Genomic DNA, 20,005 nt, shown 5'->3' with positions numbered 1-20,005 from the left:
TTAAATCAAGAGAATCTAAATTATCCATCTTAACAAGTGGTGTTACATCTGAAAATTCATTACCACGTAAAGCTAAATGTTTCAATTGTTTTAAGCTCGTAAAGAATGATGGATCTTTTATCTTCGCATTCGCAACTGTTAAAGATTTTAAATTTGGCATATATTTTAATGCACTATAATCCAGTATCTCATTCGTATTTAAAAACAAGTCCTTTACTTGTAATAACTCTTCTTTCGTGATTGGTGTATTTAAATCTTTTCTATTAAATACTTTTTTATTAACAAGCTCTCTTAATTTGTTATCTGTTATCATATTTTGATTATCAACTGGATTATCCGTTTCCGTATTGCCTGAATTAGAGTTATCATCTGGTTTCTCTGTTTCTTTGTCACCTACAGTTGGATCTTTAATTTCAAATTGAACTTGATATTTGTGATCATATCCAATAGCCGGAATAAGTATATGCATTTGCATATTGTGCTTCTTCTCAAACTCGCCAATTTCAAATTGAACTACTTTCGTTCCATTCTTCCTCTTATCTTCTGACAAAACTTTTACATCATGAAATACGCCAGGTTGGTTGTTATCCTCTATTCTAAGGTATTGAAAATAATCGCTATCTTGCATTGTTACAGTTACAAGTTTTTTTCCGTCCGCAATCGTTACTTTAGGATCTTTTATATATTGAGAAACCATAGATGGCTCGTCTTTTTGGTCCTTATATATTTTAATCTCAGTATCGTATGTACGTTCACTAGCTGCCGCCACCGATTGGTTTGCTTCAATTTTTATTGCTGCTAACGCTGGAGTAGAGTATGCAGCAAATGGAATTGCTAATGTTGTCGCTACTACTAGCGCCTTCATATAATTTTTTTTCAAAATAATGTCCCCTATCATATATAATATTTATAATTGATAACGTTTATCAATCACTTACAAATAAATGATAATGAATATCATTATCATTGTCAATGAGAATATTACATTAAACTTATATTTGTAAAGGTAAAAAATAAAAAAAGCCCTGTATTCAAAGAGCTTTTTTACCTATCGTATGAAGAATTTCATTTTTTTCCTTCTCATTGATGACACCAATTTTTTGCAAAATATTTGCATACAAGACAAGTTTATTATATATCCGTTCTGACATACTTTCCCTTCTTTCCTTCGACCAACTTTTTTTGTATTGGTAAATTATATGAAAGAGATGGGAAAATGTGTCCACTTTTTTTGCATAAATGCAAATCTTTTATCCCGCTATTTGCAAGCAGTAAAACTCCCACCTCACAATCAGGTGGGAGTTCCACGTATTTAACAAATTGTCCATTGAATATTATGCCTTTTAACTTCCTGTTCAAAACTATAGGGCATTTTCTTATCACAAATTACATGTTGAATGCGCGAAAACGCTGCTATTCGGTAATTTCCTTTTACGCCTACCTTTGTATGATCACATAAAATATATGTTTTCTCTGCTAATTTCATCATCGCTTCTGACAGTTTCGCCTTTTCTAATTCAAAACTAGAAACTCCAAAACCAGGTAATAATCCATCAATCGAAACAAATGCTTTATGAAAATGAAATTGCTGGATGACTTGCTGCGAAATAGATCCTGATACGCGTGAATGTTTTGGAGATACTTTTCCACCAATAAATAAAACTTCACCGTGAAACATCTTTTTATTAATAGAAGAAATTAATTGTGTCGCTACTGGAAATGAACTTGTTACAATCGTTAAATTTTTGCGATGTACAAGATATGGTACCATTTGAAGTGGTGTACTTCCGTCATCAATCGCAATAACATCTCCATCTTCTACAAATGTTGCTGCTTTATACCCAATTCGCTTCTTCTCTTCTATATGTAGCATCTCTCGTTCTAACATTGGTGCCTCTATTCCAGCTCCCGGAAGTTGGACTGCTCCACCATACACTTTCTTCAACTTCTTTTCACGATCTAATTCTTCTAAATAACGACGAATCGTCTCTGTTGATACAGCAAACTCTCTCGCTAATTCTGAAACCTTTACCTTCCCTTTAAACTCTACCTTCTCAAGAATGGTTCGCTTTCTTTCTTCACCTACTACAGACATAACCTCACCCCATTGATTTCTACCTCATACACTGCCTTACCTATACAAAGTTATAACTTTCCTTTTCAACGAAAACTTCCTCGTGAATATGAATACCACGCTTTTTTAGTTCATCAAAAATAATTTGTGGTTTGACAAAAGCTTCCTCGGGTGTCACAACACCAACTTTATTTACATTCCCTTTTGCGATTAACTCTGTAGCAATCCCAAATGGAATACCGACGTTTCTCGTATAAGCTCTTAATTTTTCCCATCCTACAACAGATCCATCAGATAACGGGTGTGTATGATATAATACGCGTCTTTGTTTCTCATTATTTTTCATACCTATTACTTCTACATGAAGTGCATAACCGTAAATCTCTGTTTCTTGTCCTTCTTTCGATTGCAATAAATACTTCGAAATACAATCCATTATACCGATTTCTTTTCCATTTATTTCAACTGGATCATTACGCAATATACCGTAATCATACAATGCACGTACGAGCTGCATATTTTGCTTTGGCCAAGTTCCTCTCGTCTCTATTAGTTTAACGCCTTTATTTTCTAATGCTTTTGCTAACGTAATCGTTTCAGAATGCGGTATGATATACTGCGTTGCCTTACCATAAGGCGCCGGTAATTCAATTTCTCTTGGACGCGCAAACGGAGGCACTTGCTTAAACTCACCATCTTCATACACTGTACGCGATGGCAAATGTGGATCATATTCATATGTCGTTGTTTCTGTAATGGATGCAGAAAAAGCAATGGGACGATATGAACCATGACTTACACGAACTGACTCTACAGTATGTAACTGATTTGCTGCATGCATCGCCATCATTTGCGTTACACCTGGTGTCATACCAAACCCAGGTAAACATGTTTTTCCATTTTGAACAAATATAGAATGCGAATCATTTTCTTCACCAAATCCATTTAAATTCACACCGTGACAACCTGCTTCTGCAATACATCGAGTAGATAATCCATTTAACTTAATTGTTGTACCATCCATTACAATGTCATAGCCCTTCATTTTTGCAACCGTATCCTCATGATTCGTTACATCTACTTTCACAAAATCAACGCGAGGATCGTTGAGCCATTCTACTACTTTAAGCCCCTCTTCTTCGTTAAAATCAGCTACCGTAATCGTCTCAAAAGATGAAAATTGCACTAAATCTAAAATTGCTTCACGACAAATTTTTCCTGCTCCACCTAAGCAAAATACTTTCAACCTATAACAACTCCTTTAGCGATACTATCAACTAAGCGATTAATATCTGCCTCATGTACATCACCGATATTTCCAATGCGGAATGTATCTACTTTTGAAATTTTCCCTGGATATATAACAAATCCATCACGCTTTAATTCATTGTATAATTGCTCAAAATCAAACCATTCTTCTGGATAAATGAAAGATGTAATAATAGGCGATTGATATTTTTCATCTACTAGTGGCTTAAATCCGATTTCTCTCATTCGATTCACTAATAATTTTTGATTGTTATCATATCGATTGTAACGTGCTTTTACTCCGCCCTCTTTTTCTAATTCAAGTAGTGCTTGGTAAAAAGCGTGTACAACATGTGTAGGTGATGTAAAACGCCATTTTCCATTTTGATTTTCCATCGTTTCCCATTGATCGTATAAGTCTAAAGATAATGAACGTGCCTGCCCTTTACATTTCAACAATTCATCGCGCTTTGCAATAACAAATCCGAACCCTGGAACCCCTTGAATACATTTATTCGCACTACTAATTAGAAAATCAATTTGCAACTCAGCGATATCTATTTCAATACCACCAAAACTACTCATTGCATCAACTAGTGTTACTTTTCCGTATTGCTTCCCTAATTTACATACGTCTACAATTGGATTAATAATGCCTGTCGTTGTTTCACAATGAACAGCTGCAATATGTGTAATCTCTTTATCTTGTTGTAATATCTTTTCTACTTCTACAATATTAGTAGGCTCCCACTCTTCTGTTTGACTGATCACCACATCTATATGTAACATCTCTGCCATTTGTACAATTCGCTTACCGTACGCACCATTTGTACAAACAAGCAACTTTCCATTTTTAGGAATAACAGAACCAATTACTGCTTCAACTGAAAACGTACCGCTTCCTTGCATAAGAACAGTCGTATATTTCTCTTCTTCCTTCGTTGCTAACGATACAAGTTTAGCTCTTACATCTTGCACCATTGTGTTATATTCAACATCCCAAGTACACCAATCGTATAGCATAACTTCTTTTACTGTTTGTGTTGTCGTTAATGGTCCTGGCGTTAATAATAAGTAGTGATTTTCAGTCATGATCCTCTTCCCCTTTTATGAAATAATAAGTTGTTGTTTCTCAATATGTTCCATTACGGTTTCAAGTTCTTGCATCGTTTCCATCGTAAAGTGCGCTCCATTTTCAACAAAGCGATTACGAACTACTTCTATTTTTTCACGAAGCTCTACTGGATCCATATTCTCCACTTCCTCTTCACTTAGGCCGAGTTCGCTACTACCGAGAATTACACCCACTGTCCACATACCAGCATTTCTTCCCTCTTTCATATCTGATACCGTGTCTCCAATTTTTATCATATGATTCATCGGGTATACACCAAGTTCCATCGCATTTTTATAGCACATCCACGGATATGGACGCCCAGCAGGAACATCATCTGGTGTTACAATAAAATCAGGTTTATATCCTTGTAGTGCTGCTTCTTTTGCTACAATGTCCATCATCTCTCTCGTATAACCAGTCGTTGAACCAATTTTAATTCCTCTTTCGCGCAAAGAAGCAATCACTTCCTTTACTCCATGAATTGGCGACGCATAGCGCGGTAAAATAGTGAAGAGAATCTCTTCAAATTCTTCATACATCTCCTGAATGTCTGTTTCTGTTGGTAATTGTCCGAAAACGCGATTCCACTCACTCGCAATACGAGGCATTTCTGTTAGCGCCCTTACATGATCAATTTTTAATAATCCCATTGGTTTACGGGCTTCTTCTGCTGTAATTTCAACACCGCGTTTATGGAAGATCTGCATAAATACTTCCAGTGGTGCAAAACATCCGTAATCAACTGTCGTACCTGCCCAATCAAAAATAACTGCTTCTATTTTCATACAATCCATCACCCTTCTTATTTATCCCGCGTTAACGGGCAGTAAGACTTCCCCCTCAAAATTCGGCTGGAGCAAAAAAGTTAAGTGGGAGATCAACTGCCCGTTAACGCCCGATTGGTTCAACTAATAATCAGTGTGGGAGGAACACCCCCACTGATTAAAGTTTCACTTTATCTTTTTTGCCATTGTGAAGTTCGGTTCCGAAGTGCTTTCGTTCCCCATTCATATACAACTCTTACTACAATATTTGTAACAACAATAAGTACACTCATTGCAGCTGCTGGCGCTACATTTCCTGCATCGTCCATATTTACGATTGATACGGCCGCTAGTTTAAAATCAGCTGCATATAAGAATACAACCGCTGACACAGTTACCATCGAATTTACGAAATAGTACATGACCATTTCTAAAATTGCTGGTAAGCACATTGGTACCGTTACTTTAAAGAATGTTTTATAAAACGGAATGCCCATCGACTGCGAAACAAGCTCAAACTCTCGGTCTAATTTCTTTAAAGCAGTCGTTGCCGTAACAAATGTTACAGAATAAAAATGAATGATATTGACTAGTACTAACACAGCGATTGTTCCGTATAAAGAATGAAACGGATTCGTTACTGATAATCCAAGTATTTGAATCGTTGGTTGACTAAAGAAAAAGACGTATCCCAATCCAAGTACTAGACCTGGGATTGCTAAAGGTACGATTGAGAAAAAATAGCCTGTTTTTCGGAAAAACTTTAGCTGATTTATTTTTTCAATCGCATATGCGAACATAAATGTTAAAATTGCTCCAATAACTGCTGTTACCGCTGATACAATTACACTATTTTTAAATGCTTCAAGTCCATCTCCTGTTAAACTCGAAAAATTAAAATGTTCAAATGTAAAACTCATATTATATGGCCATACTTTCACACTTGCCGCAATACCAACTGCCACAAATAAAAGAATAATCATAAGTGTAATCACACTACAATATATGAACGAGGCTACATCTCTTTTCTTATTAGCAGTTATTCTATATGGCACTGCTTTTGAAGATAAGAAATTTGCCTGCTTTCTTTGTGTAACACGATCAACTGCAAACGCAAATATAGCTGGGATTAATAAAATCATTCCGACAGTTGCCCCCATCGGCATATTTTGTTGTCCAATTACTTGTTTGTATACATCAGTAGCAAGTACATTATATTGCCCACCAACAATTTTTGGTGCGCCAAAATCAGTAAAACTAAGTGTAAACACAACAAACATCGCACTAATTAATCCATACTTTACACTAGGTAAAGTAACAGTGAGAAATTGCTTTATTTTACTCGCTCCCAACATATTAGAAGCTTCGTATAAACGATAATCAGAACCTTGGAAAGCAATTAATAATATAAGAAATGCTTGCGGAAATGTATACATGACTTCAGCCATTACAATTCCTACTGGTCCATATAAAGGGATTTGTATGCCTTCAAATAAACCAAACATCCCTTTCGTTACTAATCCTTGATTACCAAATAAATATGTAAGTGCGATACCATGCATCATCGTTGGTGCGAATAATGGTAACAACGCGACATATTGAAATACACGCTTTCCAAATACATTCGTACGAGCGATTGCATAGGCGTAAGCGAAAGCAAGTGCCACGGCAATAATTGTTGTCACGCCCGAAATCCATATCGTATTTTGTAATGATTGAACTAATGTTGGGGTTGTGAAATATTTACTGAAATTCGCAACACCAATGAAAACTCCATCTTTATCATAAAAAGCTTGTGTAAACAATTGTAATAGTGGCAATACAAGCATAATCAAAAAAGCAAGAATCATACCAATAATTAATAGTCTTTGTACCCACTCTTCTTTACCGATACGTCTCTTAATCTTTTTTTTCGTACTTTCTACCTTTAAATTTTCTAACATCTCCATCTATACAACAACCTTCTTTCCATATGACAACATATGATTTTCCGAGAAAGAGATTTGAATCGGCGTTCCTTTCCTAATAACTGTTTTTTCTACTTCTGATGCCAATATATCTACAACGATTTTCTCATTATATAGATGCGTTTTCTCATCTATAACGCGCACTTCTGTCCGATATACAGATCCGCGAAACTCCATGCTTTCTACAATTGTTTTCATACCATTATTTTGTACGACTGTTACATGTTCCGGACGAATTGCATATTCTTCGTTATTTTTCGAAAAGAAATTAATAGAACCAATAAAATCTGCCACAAACGGATTGGCTGGTCTTTGGTAAATCTCTTCTGGTGTGCCAATCTGCATAATTTCCGCATGATTCATTACAACAATTTTATCAGCCATCGTTAATGCCTCTTCTTGATCATGCGTGACCATAATAGTTGTCACTCCTACTTTTTCTTGCAAATCACGCATTTCTCTACGTAACTTTTCACGTACTTTTGCATCTAAAGCAGATAACGGCTCATCGAGTAACAAAATATCCGGAGACAGAGCGAGTGCACGTGCAAGTGCTACTCGCTGCTGTTGTCCACCAGACATTTGAGCAGGATATTTATCTTTTACATTCAGTAAATCAACTAGTTCTAACGCCGATAGCGCCTTTTCTTTTACTTCTGCTTTTCCATACTTTTTTGTCTTTAAGCCGTATTCAATGTTTTCAAGTGCTGTTAAATTCGGAAATAACGCATAGGATTGAAACACCATTCCGAAATTCCTCTTTCCAGGAGGTAATGCTGTAATATCTTTTCCATTCACAGCTATACTACCTGTTGTCGCCTCTTCTAGCCCTGCTAAAATTCGAAGCAATGTTGTTTTCCCACAACCACTTGGGCCTAATAAACATACAAACTCATTTTTTTTCACAGTAAAAGAAATATCTTTTAACGCTGTAAATGCATCAAACTGTTTTTGAATGTGTTGAATTGATAAATATTCGCTCATTTTTTCTCTCTCCCACTCACTTACTTTTTCGGTTCTGCTTTTTGGCCAAACTCTTTTTCCCATTTTTCTAAAATTTTGTCACGATTTTCTGCTGCCCACTTAAAGTCGTTCTTTTTGTATAACTTTTCCGTCACATCTTTAGGGAATCCATCTGGAAGTTTATAATCATTTTTAATTGTCGCAAATCCATTTTTCTCGAAGTATAACTTCATTACATCATCAGTAATTGCCCAATCTAAAAATGCTTGCGCTAATTTTTCATTTTTTGCATTATCTTTTTTAATAAGTGCGTTCGCTTCTACTTCCCAACCTAATCCTTCTTTTGGCAATACAACTTCAACTGGTGCACCTTTTTGTTTCTCTTTCAAAGCACTATAAACCATCGATACACCAACTGGATATTCACCCGCACCCGCTAATTTCGCTGGTTTTGAACCTGAATGAGTATAAGTTGCCATATTATCATGAAGTTTCTTCATGTAATCCCAACCTTTATCTTCACCCATAATTTGTAACCATGCAGAAACTGTTAAAAATCCTGTTCCAGAAGATGCTGGATGTGGCATAACAAGCGTTCCTTTATACTCTGGTTTCGTTAAGTCTTCGTATGATTCTGGCATCGGTAAATTTTTCTTCTTTAATTCTTCTTTATTTATAGCAATCCCCGTCATAAATGCAGTATTTCCTACCCATTTTTCTGGTTGTTTATCATCTTTAAATTGCGGTAAAACGCGATCCGCTCCTTTTGGAGAGTATCCTTTTAACATATCTTTTTTATCTAAAGCTAATAGACTTGAAGCTGCAGTTCCCCATACAACATCTGCTTGTGTATTTTTTCCTTCAGCTAGCAATTTCGCTGTAATAACTCCAGTTGAATCACGAACAATATTCAGCTTCACATCTGGATATTTCTTTTTAAAAGAATCAAGATAAATTGGTACAAGTTCTTCTTCAATTGCTGTGTAAACAGTTAATGATCCAGATAATTTATCATCTTTTACTTTTGCCCCAGCACTTTCTTCTTTCTTTGCACCACACCCCATTAATAACGAAAATACCATTCCAGTTGCTACAGCTTTAAAGATTGTTTTTTTCACTATCTCTCTCTCCTTTTACAAATCTTATGTACAACTCAAATATAAACAACTAGTGTAAAAGCAGTATTAAACCAACATTAATCTTTTGTTTGTTGTTTGTTTTTGTGTAATACGTTGCTACTTCTATGTTTTTTCGCATTTTTCTGCTAATAATGAACACTAAATTTACAAATAATTAAAAAAACCTTTATAATCCCACAAAAAAATGAGGCGTTTGTAAAAAACGCCTCACTTTTGCTTACCTTTTTTTGAATTACGATTTGCATACTTCGCGCTATTTTCTCCTTCATACTCTAATGCAAATTCTGCATCTGGTAAGCTTTCTTTCGGAGTTTTATTATTGTTGATTGCCGCATTTTGTTTCACTTTTCTTTTTACCAATACATTCACCTGCTCTCAAAAATTCACTTTCTACTCTAGTTTGAAGCAAGCTAAAATAATTATTACTGGCAAGTGTTAACAAGTACATAAGAACTGCTAGATGGAAATACTACATATGAAGAAATCATACTAAAAAGGAGCTCTTATTTTGAAGAAGAAAGATAAAGTCCAGTCACCCATTTTAGATGAAACGCTCCCGCATCAAATGAATTTCCCATCTTTTAAAGGAACAGGAAAGAAGATGCAACAACCTTTCATAAATCAATATGACGTCGTAATCGGAGACAGTAAATATGATTCCGAGAACAGTCCACTTCACAATTGGAGTGATGATGTAGACCCTGCCATTATGGCTGGAGAAGAATGGATCCATCCTACAAATGATATTGGGTGGATTTCAGAAGAAAATCAAGAGTTACTAAAAAAAGAAGGAGATAATAAGAAGGATACTTTTATGCATCCGCAATTTGGCATTAACGACTAAAAAACCATTCTACCTAACATAGGTAGAATGGTTTCATACTATCCAATAATAATTCTCTCTTTCGGGTATTTATAGCGAGGTGGCTGTTCTCTTCCACCACTAGCTAGTATAAATGTTAAAATACCGACACGCCCGATAAACATAAGTACAATGAGTACAAGTTTACCAACAGTTGTTAAATCTGGCGTAATACCTGTCGATAGTCCTGTCGTCCCGAAAGCAGAACAGACTTCAACAATTAAACTCATAAGCGGTACATTTTCCGTAATAGATAAAATAAATAGTGCTGTGGCACATAATAAAATCCCCATTGTCATAACAACAGATGCTTTCAGCACGTCCTCTTCATGTAGCTGACGTTTGAAGACTCTAACTGTTCTCCCGCCTCTTGCAAAAGTGTATAGTGACAATATACTGACAGCAAATGTTGTTGTACGTATCCCGCCCCCAACCGAACTTGGAGATGCTCCTATAAACATTAATATACTCATAAATAAAAGCGTCGGTTGTGACAATTCAAGTATATCCATTGTAGCAAGTCCCCCGCTTCGCGTCGTCACAGATTGGAACAGTGTATAGAAAACTGTTTCATGCCATGACTTTCCTGCTAAAAAATGATTTCGTTCTAGTAAAAAAATCATAATCGTTCCAACGACCACGAGCGCAAAAAATGTTGTTGTCGTCAATTTTGTAAATAACGAAAAACGAAATAGTTGCTGTCTCCTTTTACTAAGGAATTGTTTCACTTCCATTAATACAGGGAATCCAATTGCTCCTAAAATAATAAGTAACATATGAATCATTTGAACAATGTAATCTTTTTTATACGGAATTAGCGATTGTCCTGTTAAATCAAATCCGCCGTTCGTAGTTGCACTAACAGCTGCAAAGAAACCGTGAAAATAAGCTTCTTGCCAAGTTGGAAAGTAAAGTAAGAATCTTGTACCTAATAATATTGCTCCAATAAGCTCTATTGAAATAATTACAATTAAAATAGAACGCATCAATTCTACAAGACCTGATAAATTCCCTTGATTATGGTCTGCCATAATCAGTCTTCTTCTCTGCAAACCAATCTTTTTTCCTGTTATAATCCAAACGAATGTACCTAACGCCATAATTCCTAAGCCACCCAATTGTAAAATAAGGGCTAAAATAATAATTCCTGCCGTAGTAAATGTATCTGAAATCGTAACAACAGACAGTCCCGTAACACTTACCGCACTAACAGATGTAAAGAGGGCATCGATAAATGTCCATTTCACATCAGCCTTTGTAACAAACGGTAAACTAAGTAATATTACCGATACAACTACTGCTAATAAATAAAACAAAACAATGAGTTGTACAGGACGCAATTTTTGTAAAAACTTTTTTATATCTCTCATTCCATCACTTCGCTACCTTTTTTCTATCGATTAAATAAAGAAAAACCTTCACTTTCTTTATTTGTAAATAACTGCTCAAATATTTTAGCAAATACCATTCCATACACAGTTCCGTTACCTCCATATGGCAATGCATAAAATAAATTATGTATCTTATTATCTTCTTTTAAAATAGGGAGACCATCGTGACTACCGCCAAATGCTGCCGCCCAATAATACTCCGCCTGTATATCTTTATACTGCGGGAACATCTCTTTTATAATGTTAATAAGGACATCACGCTTATGCAATAATTTCGTATCACCGATTGTTTGAATTTTCATTACTTCATCCAATCCACCTACAATAATACGATTTTCATACGTCCTAAAATATAAATAAGGCCTTGCTGTTTCCCAAATTAATGATTGCTCATGCCAGCCTTCAAATGAATCTACCTTATTTGTCACAACTGCATATGATGTTTCCACTGTTGTATTTTTTTCTTTCTTTCCGAAAAGTGCTTCATAACCCGTCGCCATAATAATATTCTTTGCTACAATTTGATTTCCTGTTTTCGTATAACAAATTAAATCATTTTGACGTTTTTTTATATGTATGGCCTCTGTATGTTCATATATAGTAGCACCCATTTGATTTGCTTTATGCAAAAGGCTATGCGCTAATAAATACGGATTTACCTCAGCATCACCGTGTGTATATAATGCCGCTTGTTTTGTAAAAGGATAACGTTCCTTAATATCAGATGCTGTAAAATACTCAACTGGAAACTCATAATTCTGTAACGTTTTGTATTCCTCTTGTAAAAATGAGACATCTTCACTTTTACTTGCATAATATAAACTGTTTCGCGGAATAAACTGGGGATCGATATCGAGAGTCGGTACAACTTTCTCCATTGTTCGTAACGCTTCGTAACAAAGCTTATATGCTCGCACCCCTTTTTCTTCGCCAAATGTATGGATAAGTGAGGTTAACGATTTATCATGAAGAAATTGTAATAACCCTGTATTAGCAGCTGTGCTACCACATGAAATCATATTTTTTTCAATAAGTGTAACGCGCATTCCAATTTTCACTAACGAATACGCTATTTGAGTACCTGCTTCGCCACTTCCAACTACAAGCACATCACATATCATATCATTTTCTAACGATGGATAACAAGGCATAGAAACTCCTGTATCCCAAAACAACTTACCAGTCATAAGCTTCATAATTATACTCCTAAAATATAAGTTTCTCCTTTCTATGTTTTGTTATTTTACATAAAAAAATCCAACTAACATATGCTAGTTGGATTTTTTATTTTTACTTAGAGCGCTCGTCAAGCCAGTCTCCAATCGTCGGATACGTTTGTTTTACCGCTGTTCCACCGTAAACAATCGACATATGTCCCGTTGGTAAACATACATATTGTTTATCTGTGCTAGAAATATGATCTAGCAACGCTTCTACTTGGCATGGTAGGGCGATATGATCACGTTTCCCTGAAATATTTAAGACATTCGCCTTAATATTTGCAAGGTCTACCTTTTGTCCGCGAATAACGAGTTCACCCTTAACCAGTTTATTGTTTTGATAAAAATCACGAATCCACTGTCTGTATGATTCACCTGGGAACGGAATGCCATCGCCAACCCACTTTTGAACTAACCTCCAGCTTTCAACGAAGCGCTCATTCTCTGAACGATCTACTAAAGCAACATATGGACCAACAAAGTTCGTAATTGGTTTTAACATTTTGTTTCCGAAATCAATCATTTCTGGCGGAATATTTCCAAATGTATCAACCGCTTTATCTAGATTGAAGTATTTCTCATCTAATAAAGGACCATATAATCCTGTTTCAGAGAAATCAAAAGGACTTGTCATAAAGATTAGGTTACGAATTGGCATGTGTGGATGAAGTGCCGCATAAATAGAAGTTAGCGTTCCCCCCATGCAATAACCAAGTAAAGAAATCTCGTCCGATTTTGCAGTTCGCATTACTTTTTTCACTGCTTTTGCAATATAATCAAACACAAAATCATCAAATTTCAAATGACTATCTTCTAAACCAAATGTACCCCAATCAAGCATATACACATCAAAACCACGGTCCACTAGATATTCCACTAAACTATTTCCAGGAGTTAAATCCATAATATATGGTTTATTAATAAGAGCATATATTAATAGAATTGGAACTCTTTGTGTTTTTTCTTGTTTTGGAATGTAGCGATAAAGCTTCGTCTTATTCTTCGTCCAAATAACCTCTTTCGGCGTTAATCCTACTTGTGGCTCTGGTTCACGTAATAAAATTTCACTCGCCCTTTTCACTCGGCGATATGCTTTTCGGTACTCTTCTGGGTATAGCTCTAATTGCTTTTCCCATTCTGTTGCGAATGTAGTCATTTTTCTATCTCCTTTTTGGTCAATTTCCTTCTAAAAAAAGAAGTGCATTCCTGCTATGGATATGCACTTTTTTCTTACTTCATTACATATATAATCCGCCGTTAATGTTTAATTGCTGACCTGTGATATAAGCACCATCACGGCATAGGTATACTACACCTTTTGCAATTTCATCAGCTTGACCAAAACGTTTTTTCGGGATTTTTGCAACGATTTTTTGACGTACTTCTTCTGGTACTTCTGCTACCATTTCAGTATCAATAAATCCTGGGCAAATAGCGTTTACAGTTACATTTGTTTTTGCAAGCTCTAATGCTAATGATTTTGTAAATCCTAGCATACCTGCTTTAGCTGCTGAGTAGTTTGTTTGTCCAAATCCACCAGCTTGACCAATAATAGAAGAAATGCTAATAATTCTACCTTCTTCCGCTTCCGTTATGTATGGAAGTACCGCGCTTGTCGTATTAAACACACTGCTTAAGTTCACGTCAATTACGCGTTCCCAATCTTCACGATTTAACTTTTTGAATGTACGATCTCTTGTAATACCAGCATTATTAACAAGAATATCAACTTTACCAAAATGATTCACTGCTTCTTCTACAAGTCGGTTTGCATCTTCTACTTTAGAAACATCTGCTTGAACTGCATAAACGTCATGTCCTTCTTTTCCTAGTTCATTTACTAAGTTTTCAGCTGCTTCTTTACTGCTGTTATAGTTAATAACAACTTTTGCGCCCTCTTGTGCTAACGCTACTGTAATCGCTTTTCCAATTCCTTTTGCCCCACCTGTTACGATTGCTACTTTTCCATTTAATTGAACCATTTCTTTTCCCCCTTAAATGAATTTGTGAACGACTACTATGAATCATTTTGGTACTCATACTATGGAGTCCCTATATAATTATGTTTCGCTGTTTATACATAGAAATAAGATTCTCCCTTTCTCTTTCATATGTTATAAACAAGCGCTATTATCACTTTTTATTTTCTGGCTTATTCGTAGGTTTTACTTCTTCTTTTACAGGTTCTTGTAGTTTTGCTAGTACTGCATTTTGCTTTTCTAGCAATTCTAAAATTTGATCAACTTTCGTTTCTAATGTGCGAATATCTTGTTTTACTTTCGTAACATCGCGCTTTAATGTAGGAGCTTGTCCTACTGACTCTACCTTCTCTTCTAGAAACTCCTCAATGTTATCCACTTTATTTTCTAAGTTAATAACAAGCGTAGCCACTCTAGCGATATCCTCTTTCGTAGGCACATTCACCTGCTCTAAATAATTTTTTGTCGTATCATTTAATGCTTTTTGATAAAACAAATTCAAATCTAGAACGCTGCCCATCCAAGCAGAATATTCTTCTGTTTTAATTGTTTCATTGAGCGCTTTTCCCCAAAATGTTTCGGTTTGTTCATAAGCATTTTTCCATGCTTGTAGTGGATCGAATTTTTGATCAATCACTTTACCTACACTCCCTTTTTCGTTTTTGAAACAATTCAACCTATTCATTATTTTCTAATATTCTGAATAAAACTTCAAGTCTATATTTTATTTTTTTCTATTTTCTAACAAATGTATTGACTTTAAAAACAGATAGGTGTAAATTGCACTTATAAGCAAAAAATTCCATCTAACTGATTCATGAGGTGATGCACAATCATGCTACATAATGAACCAGAACAACGCGAAAGTTTGGAGAACAACCAAGCAAAACAACCAAACTCCATGCCAAAAAACTTCTTAGTTCCCTTCTTACTTCTATGTCTAAAAGACTGGAGTCTTCATGGTTACAAACTTATTCAAATGCTAATGGATATCGGCTTTTCTTCTGTTGACCAAGGTAATGTCTATAGAACACTACGCAAATTAGAAAAAGAAAACCTCATTTCTTCTACTTGGGATACAAGCGAAGGAGGGCCAGCAAAAAGAATTTATTCTTTAACTGAATATGGAGAGAAATATTTAGCAACATGTGCAACTTCTTTTGAGCATTACCAAAATATGCTGCGAACGTTTTTCACGTTATATACGAACGCATTCTTTCCATTTGCCACTTCTCCAGAAAAGGATGAAAAGGATTCTTCATCTTCACCTGGTGGTACAGCAGAGTAATCTGCGTTCACAATATGCAAAAAAACATTTGGGGGTCAAACAATGGAAACTAAACCATACGAATTGGTCGATGCATTTTGGAAAAACTGGTCTCAATCTCTTTCCCTTTTCTCTTCAGCTGGGAAACAATTAGAGCAACTTACTTTAGAAACATTAAAACAACAACAAGACGCTTTGCATAAATTAACATCAGGAGTAGATGAACTGGAAAAAGAACTGCAACAATTTACTACTCAATTCAATAATCAATATACAGATTACGTGAAGCAATTAACTGGAAACTCCTTAAATGATCAAATTAACGAGTGGCAAGACAAGTGGAAAGAACTTTCTGCTCATATGCAACAGCTAACTGTTTCTCCTACAAAAACATCTTTGTCTATCCTTACTCAAACAAGCGGTCAATTTGAAGAAACAACGAAGCAATTTATTGAACAACAACAATTACAACGTGAAGAGGCTCAAAAACAGTTAGAAGGTTTTTTGGAAGATTTCAAGACAAAACAGTTGGAACTCGCAAAAAAGTTCGAGGAAAACTCAAAAAATCTATTTACTTCCATCAAGTAAGAAAAATGTGGGAGCTAACTGCAGCACAAACAAAACTCTTTCTTCCTCCTACTACATCAAGATGGCTAGCATTTTTCGATATGGAAAAGAAGGAGGACAAAATGAATCCATTTCAAGAAGCACAAACCGTCCCGGAGCTTCGTTATGATGAGATTCAAGTCGGTGATCAAGCATCCCTTACAAAAACGATTACGGATGAGGACGTTATCAATTTTGCAAAATTGACTGGAGATGTGAATCCTATTCATATTTTAGACTCTTTTGCAAAAACGACAATGTTTAAAGAACGCATTGCTCATGGTATGCTCGTTTCAAGTTTTATTTCTACAATCCTTGGAACGAAACTCCCGGGTAAAAATACGATTTATTTATCTCAAAACGTTTCATTCCGCGCTCCTGTCAAAATCGGTGATACACTTCGCGTTGTGGCAGAGGTCATCAAAAAACGTGACGATAAAAAAATCATTACGTTGCAAACAAATATATATAATCAATCGGATGATATTGTCGTGGAAGGTACAGCGACAATACTAAAAAAAGAGTAGCAATTTTTGCTACTCTTTTTTCTATCCAATAACTTCTAATCACACCGATTACTTCCGCGTATGAGTACGTCGGTTCCACATAAAATAACGGTACCAGTTCAGCTAAGTACTTAGCTGGACTGGACTACTCATAAGGATGTGTATCATCATGGCAAAAACAAACAAATTACTAGTTCCAGGTGCTGAACAAGCACTTGATCAATTTAAATATGAAATTGCACAAGAATTCGGTGTAAGCTTAGGGTCTAATACAGCATCTCGTTCTAACGGATCAGTTGGCGGTGAAGTAACAAAACGTCTTGTTTCTTTAGCTCAACAACAATTACGTGGATAACAATATAACATATGGCTTAGAGGCAGATATTCTCTGCCTCTTTCTATTTTTAACATACATAATGGTGCTTTTTCACATACTAGTAAAAGCAAACTGAAAGGAACGATATGTAACATGAAACGGATTAACATTCACATGAGTCCTCCCCGTGTTCTTACTTTGTCTTTTATTATGTTATCAATTATCGGTACATGCTTATTAAAATTGCCAATTGCTACAACGACGTCTATTTCATGGCTCGATGCTTTATTTACAACCGTTTCTGCTTGTACGGTTACAGGGCTTGGTGTTGTGGACACTGGGAAAGTATTTACCTTATTTGGCCAATGTGTCATTTTAACACTTATACAAGTGGGTGGACTTGGCATTATGAGCTTTGCCGTTTTAATTGCGATTATGCTCGGCAGAAAAATTGGCCTTCAAAACCGAATTTTACTGCAACAAGCATTAAATCAAACGAATATAGGCGGTGTCATTCGTCTTGCCAAAGCATTATTTTTATTCTCTTTTACAGTCGAATGTATCGCTACTTTCATTCTCTCTTTTGAATGGGTTCCGAAATATGGGATTGCTAAGGGGATCTATTATAGCTTTTTTCATTCCATCTCTGCTTTTAACAATGCAGGTTTTTCTGTTTGGAGCGATAATTTAATGCCCCACTCTCACAGCATTCTTGTCAATCTCGTCATTTCCTCCCTCATTATTTTAGGTGGGATTGGTTTTACAGTAATCGTAGATATAAAAAGAAAGAAAAATTTTAAAAACCTTACATTACACTCAAAACTTATGCTCTCTTCTACTCTAATCGTCAATATTATTGCGACTGTTTTTATTTTTATATTCGAGTTTCACAATTCTCTTTCTATGAGAGGCTTTACTCCATTTGAAGAAGGCATGGCCGCTTATTTTCAAGCAGTTTCAACGCGTACTGCCGGTTTCAATACAGTTGATATTTCTGCCTTATCGAAGCCTTCCTTACTATTAATGATGCTCCTTATGTTTATTGGCGCTGGTAGTGCTTCAACTGGTGGTGGGATTAAGTTGACAACATTTTTAATCATGTTTTTTGGGGTATTTAAATTTTTACAAGAACAAGATGATATTGTCGTGTTTAAAAAATCCATTAAAGATACCCTCATTGTCAAATCATTGACCATCGCTATTATTTCTATTTCATTTATTTTTTTTGCTATTTTAATTTTAAGCATTACTGAGCGAGTTCCTCTATTGATGAGTGCTTTCGAAGTATTTTCAGCATTTGGGACTGTCGGTCTCAGTATGAATTTCACACCACACTTAACTATGATTGGAAAAGCTATTATTATTTTTATGATGTTTTTTGGGAAGATGGGACCTTTAACATTAGCTTTTTCATTTGCACGTAAAAAGAACCGGAAAATAAAATATCCGAATGAAGACATTTTAACAGGTTGACAACCGTATAAATTATCCATATAATGAGAGTACAATAGCATATCTCCAAAGGGGAGTAGCGTCCAAGAATACTTCTTGGAAACAAAGTCGTCATTACGTAGAACTTAGTTCTTCCGGCTTTGTTGGCATTTTTATTACATATGTCTAGCAAGACCTTTGCCTATTAACGGCAGAGGTCTTTTTTGCATCCATTTCCAAATTCTTCCAAAGTTAATAGGCAGGAGTATGGGGAAACTAAATAGTGGGGAATTCTTCACTTATTTAGTACTTATAGAAATGAGAGGAGAATGTACATGGATGTATCATTATTATTGGAGTATGGTTGGGTATTACTCATCCTAATTGCACTAGAGGGGATTTTAGCGGCTGACAACGCTCTTGTTCTTGCAATTATGGTAAAACATTTACCAGAAGAAAAAAGAAAGAAAGCACTATTTTATGGATTAGCAGGGGCATTTGTTTTCCGTTTCGGATCGTTATTTATGATTTCGTTCCTAGTCGACGTATGGCAAGTGCAAGCAATCGGTGCCATTTACCTTATGTTTATCGCTGGTAATCACTTATTTAAAACGTATGTTAAAAAGAATACAGATGAAGAAACAGAAGAAAAAGAAGCAAAGAAAAAACAAGAGAACTTTTGGTGGACTGTATTTAAAGTTGAAGTTGCAGATATCGCCTTCGCAGTTGATTCTATTTTAGCTGCTGTTGCATTAGCAATGACTTTACCAAAAACAGGATTAGGTACAATTGGTAGTCTTGATACTGGGCAATTCGTTGTTATCTTTGTAGGTGGACTTATCGGATTAATCATTATGCGATTTGCGGCAACTGCTTTCGTACAAATTTTAAAACGTAAACCAGGACTTGAAACTGCGGCATTCTTAATTGTAGGTTGGGTTGGTGTGAAACTAGCAGTTTATACGTTAGCACATCCTGCATTAAATGTAATTCCGCATTCATTCCCAGAATCTACACCATGGAAGCTTACATTCTGGATTGTATTAGTTGGAATCGCAGCTGGTGGTTGGTTCTTCTCAAAAGAAGTAGAAACAAAAGTAGAAAAGAATTTAGACGAAAAAGCGCTGTAATTACAGCGCTTTTTCTTTTTTCCTT

21 protein-coding genes and 1 riboswitch are annotated in these 20,005 nt (G+C 35.6%); of the genes, 7 read left to right on the top strand and 14 right to left on the bottom strand.

Translation table 11 applies throughout. The features are described 5' to 3' along the window. The 9 genes from MR079_RS18655 to MR079_RS18615 form a co-directional block, all read right to left on the bottom strand. On the bottom strand, nucleotides 1-898 hold an 898-nt coding region (locus tag MR079_RS18655), incomplete at its 3' end, for an NEAT domain-containing protein (protein ID WP_242294415.1). A 414-nt stretch (nucleotides 899-1,312) separates the two neighbouring features. Continuing rightward, nucleotides 1,313-2,095 (bottom strand): DeoR/GlpR family DNA-binding transcription regulator, encoded by a 783-nt coding sequence (locus tag MR079_RS18650; protein WP_242294414.1) that lies wholly within the window; start codon nucleotides 2,093-2,095, stop codon nucleotides 1,313-1,315. A 40-nt stretch (nucleotides 2,096-2,135) separates the two neighbouring features. Beyond that, nucleotides 2,136-3,320, bottom strand: coding sequence for a saccharopine dehydrogenase family protein (locus MR079_RS18645; RefSeq protein ID WP_242294413.1), 1,185 nt, complete (start codon nucleotides 3,318-3,320; stop codon nucleotides 2,136-2,138). Then, on the bottom strand, nucleotides 3,317-4,414 hold the full coding sequence (gene phnW / locus MR079_RS18640; RefSeq protein WP_139869674.1) for a 2-aminoethylphosphonate--pyruvate transaminase: 1,098 nt from the start codon (nucleotides 4,412-4,414) through the stop codon (nucleotides 3,317-3,319). The genes MR079_RS18645 and phnW overlap by 4 nt, the downstream gene beginning before the upstream one ends. 15 nt (nucleotides 4,415-4,429) lie before the next feature. Next, complete coding sequence (gene phnX / locus MR079_RS18635; RefSeq protein WP_139869675.1) at nucleotides 4,430-5,224, bottom strand: phosphonoacetaldehyde hydrolase; 795 nt, start codon at nucleotides 5,222-5,224, stop codon at nucleotides 4,430-4,432. 170 nt (nucleotides 5,225-5,394) lie between these two features. Beyond that, the gene (locus MR079_RS18630; protein WP_242294412.1) at nucleotides 5,395-7,152 is read right to left on the bottom strand and encodes a putative 2-aminoethylphosphonate ABC transporter permease subunit; all 1,758 of its coding nucleotides are present in this window, start codon (nucleotides 7,150-7,152) and stop codon (nucleotides 5,395-5,397) included. After that, nucleotides 7,153-8,154 (bottom strand): putative 2-aminoethylphosphonate ABC transporter ATP-binding protein, encoded by a 1,002-nt coding sequence (locus tag MR079_RS18625; protein ID WP_139869677.1) that lies wholly within the window; start codon nucleotides 8,152-8,154, stop codon nucleotides 7,153-7,155. 20 nt (nucleotides 8,155-8,174) lie between these two features. Further along, entirely contained in the window at nucleotides 8,175-9,251 is a 1,077-nt protein-coding gene (locus MR079_RS18620) for a putative 2-aminoethylphosphonate ABC transporter substrate-binding protein (RefSeq protein ID WP_000750887.1), read from the bottom strand. A gap of 228 nt (nucleotides 9,252-9,479) precedes the next feature. After that, nucleotides 9,480-9,632, bottom strand: coding sequence for a hypothetical protein (locus MR079_RS18615; RefSeq protein ID WP_000240799.1), 153 nt, complete (start codon nucleotides 9,630-9,632; stop codon nucleotides 9,480-9,482). Between the two features lie 148 nt (nucleotides 9,633-9,780). Between MR079_RS18615 and MR079_RS18610 the strand changes: the two genes are divergently transcribed. Continuing rightward, nucleotides 9,781-10,116, top strand: coding sequence for a DUF3905 domain-containing protein (locus MR079_RS18610; protein WP_139869678.1), 336 nt, complete (start codon nucleotides 9,781-9,783; stop codon nucleotides 10,114-10,116). 38 nt (nucleotides 10,117-10,154) lie between these two features. On the opposite strand, the gene MR079_RS18605 is transcribed toward MR079_RS18610, so the two are convergent. From MR079_RS18605 to phaR, 5 genes are all read right to left on the bottom strand, one after another. Then, the gene (locus MR079_RS18605; protein ID WP_001204696.1) at nucleotides 10,155-11,504 is read right to left on the bottom strand and encodes a TrkH family potassium uptake protein; all 1,350 of its coding nucleotides are present in this window, start codon (nucleotides 11,502-11,504) and stop codon (nucleotides 10,155-10,157) included. A gap of 23 nt (nucleotides 11,505-11,527) precedes the next feature. Next, a complete protein-coding gene (locus MR079_RS18600; RefSeq protein WP_242294411.1) occupies nucleotides 11,528-12,721 on the bottom strand; it encodes an NAD(P)/FAD-dependent oxidoreductase in 1,194 nt (397 codons plus the stop codon). A 94-nt stretch (nucleotides 12,722-12,815) separates the two neighbouring features. After that, the gene (gene phaC, locus MR079_RS18595) at nucleotides 12,816-13,901 is read right to left on the bottom strand and encodes a class III poly(R)-hydroxyalkanoic acid synthase subunit PhaC (protein ID WP_000206335.1); all 1,086 of its coding nucleotides are present in this window, start codon (nucleotides 13,899-13,901) and stop codon (nucleotides 12,816-12,818) included. An 82-nt stretch (nucleotides 13,902-13,983) separates the two neighbouring features. Beyond that, a complete protein-coding gene (locus MR079_RS18590; RefSeq protein WP_000250412.1) occupies nucleotides 13,984-14,727 on the bottom strand; it encodes an acetoacetyl-CoA reductase in 744 nt (247 codons plus the stop codon). 151 nt (nucleotides 14,728-14,878) lie between these two features. Continuing rightward, nucleotides 14,879-15,361, bottom strand: coding sequence for a polyhydroxyalkanoic acid synthase subunit PhaR (gene phaR / locus MR079_RS18585; RefSeq protein ID WP_074602806.1), 483 nt, complete (start codon nucleotides 15,359-15,361; stop codon nucleotides 14,879-14,881). A 198-nt stretch (nucleotides 15,362-15,559) separates the two neighbouring features. On the opposite strand from phaR, the gene phaQ reads away from it, so the two are divergent. The 6 genes from phaQ to MR079_RS18555 all read left to right on the top strand — a co-directional run bounded on the left by phaQ (nucleotide 15,560) and on the right by MR079_RS18555 (nucleotide 19,980). Then, on the top strand, nucleotides 15,560-16,012 hold the full coding sequence (gene phaQ, locus MR079_RS18580) for a poly-beta-hydroxybutyrate-responsive repressor (RefSeq protein WP_000903021.1): 453 nt from the start codon (nucleotides 15,560-15,562) through the stop codon (nucleotides 16,010-16,012). A gap of 42 nt (nucleotides 16,013-16,054) precedes the next feature. Further along, nucleotides 16,055-16,579: a polyhydroxyalkanoic acid inclusion protein PhaP gene (gene phaP, locus MR079_RS18575; RefSeq protein WP_000448589.1), complete on the top strand. Its 525-nt coding sequence runs from the start codon at nucleotides 16,055-16,057 to the stop codon at nucleotides 16,577-16,579. 101 nt (nucleotides 16,580-16,680) lie between these two features. Then, nucleotides 16,681-17,124, top strand: a complete 444-nt coding sequence (locus MR079_RS18570; protein WP_001067916.1) for a MaoC family dehydratase — start codon at nucleotides 16,681-16,683, stop codon at nucleotides 17,122-17,124. Between the two features lie 148 nt (nucleotides 17,125-17,272). Then, nucleotides 17,273-17,458, top strand: coding sequence for an alpha/beta-type small acid-soluble spore protein (locus MR079_RS18565; RefSeq protein WP_001140707.1), 186 nt, complete (start codon nucleotides 17,273-17,275; stop codon nucleotides 17,456-17,458). Between the two features lie 114 nt (nucleotides 17,459-17,572). Beyond that, nucleotides 17,573-18,892: a TrkH family potassium uptake protein gene (locus MR079_RS18560; RefSeq protein ID WP_139869680.1), complete on the top strand. Its 1,320-nt coding sequence runs from the start codon at nucleotides 17,573-17,575 to the stop codon at nucleotides 18,890-18,892. 38 nt (nucleotides 18,893-18,930) lie between these two features. Beyond that, nucleotides 18,931-19,096: riboswitch (yybP-ykoY riboswitch) on the top strand. An 89-nt stretch (nucleotides 19,097-19,185) separates the two neighbouring features. Continuing rightward, nucleotides 19,186-19,980, top strand: coding sequence for a TerC family protein (locus tag MR079_RS18555; protein ID WP_000383322.1), 795 nt, complete (start codon nucleotides 19,186-19,188; stop codon nucleotides 19,978-19,980). Nucleotides 19,981-20,005: the final 25 nt, after the last annotated feature.

The sequence above is a fragment of the Bacillus cereus group sp. BfR-BA-01381 genome, from assembly GCF_022663555.1.
Taxonomy (GTDB): Bacteria; Bacillota; Bacilli; order Bacillales; family Bacillaceae_G; genus Bacillus_A; species Bacillus_A pacificus.
The sequence above is the reverse complement of the archived record's forward strand: the minus strand, read 5'-3'. Positions and strand labels throughout refer to the sequence as shown.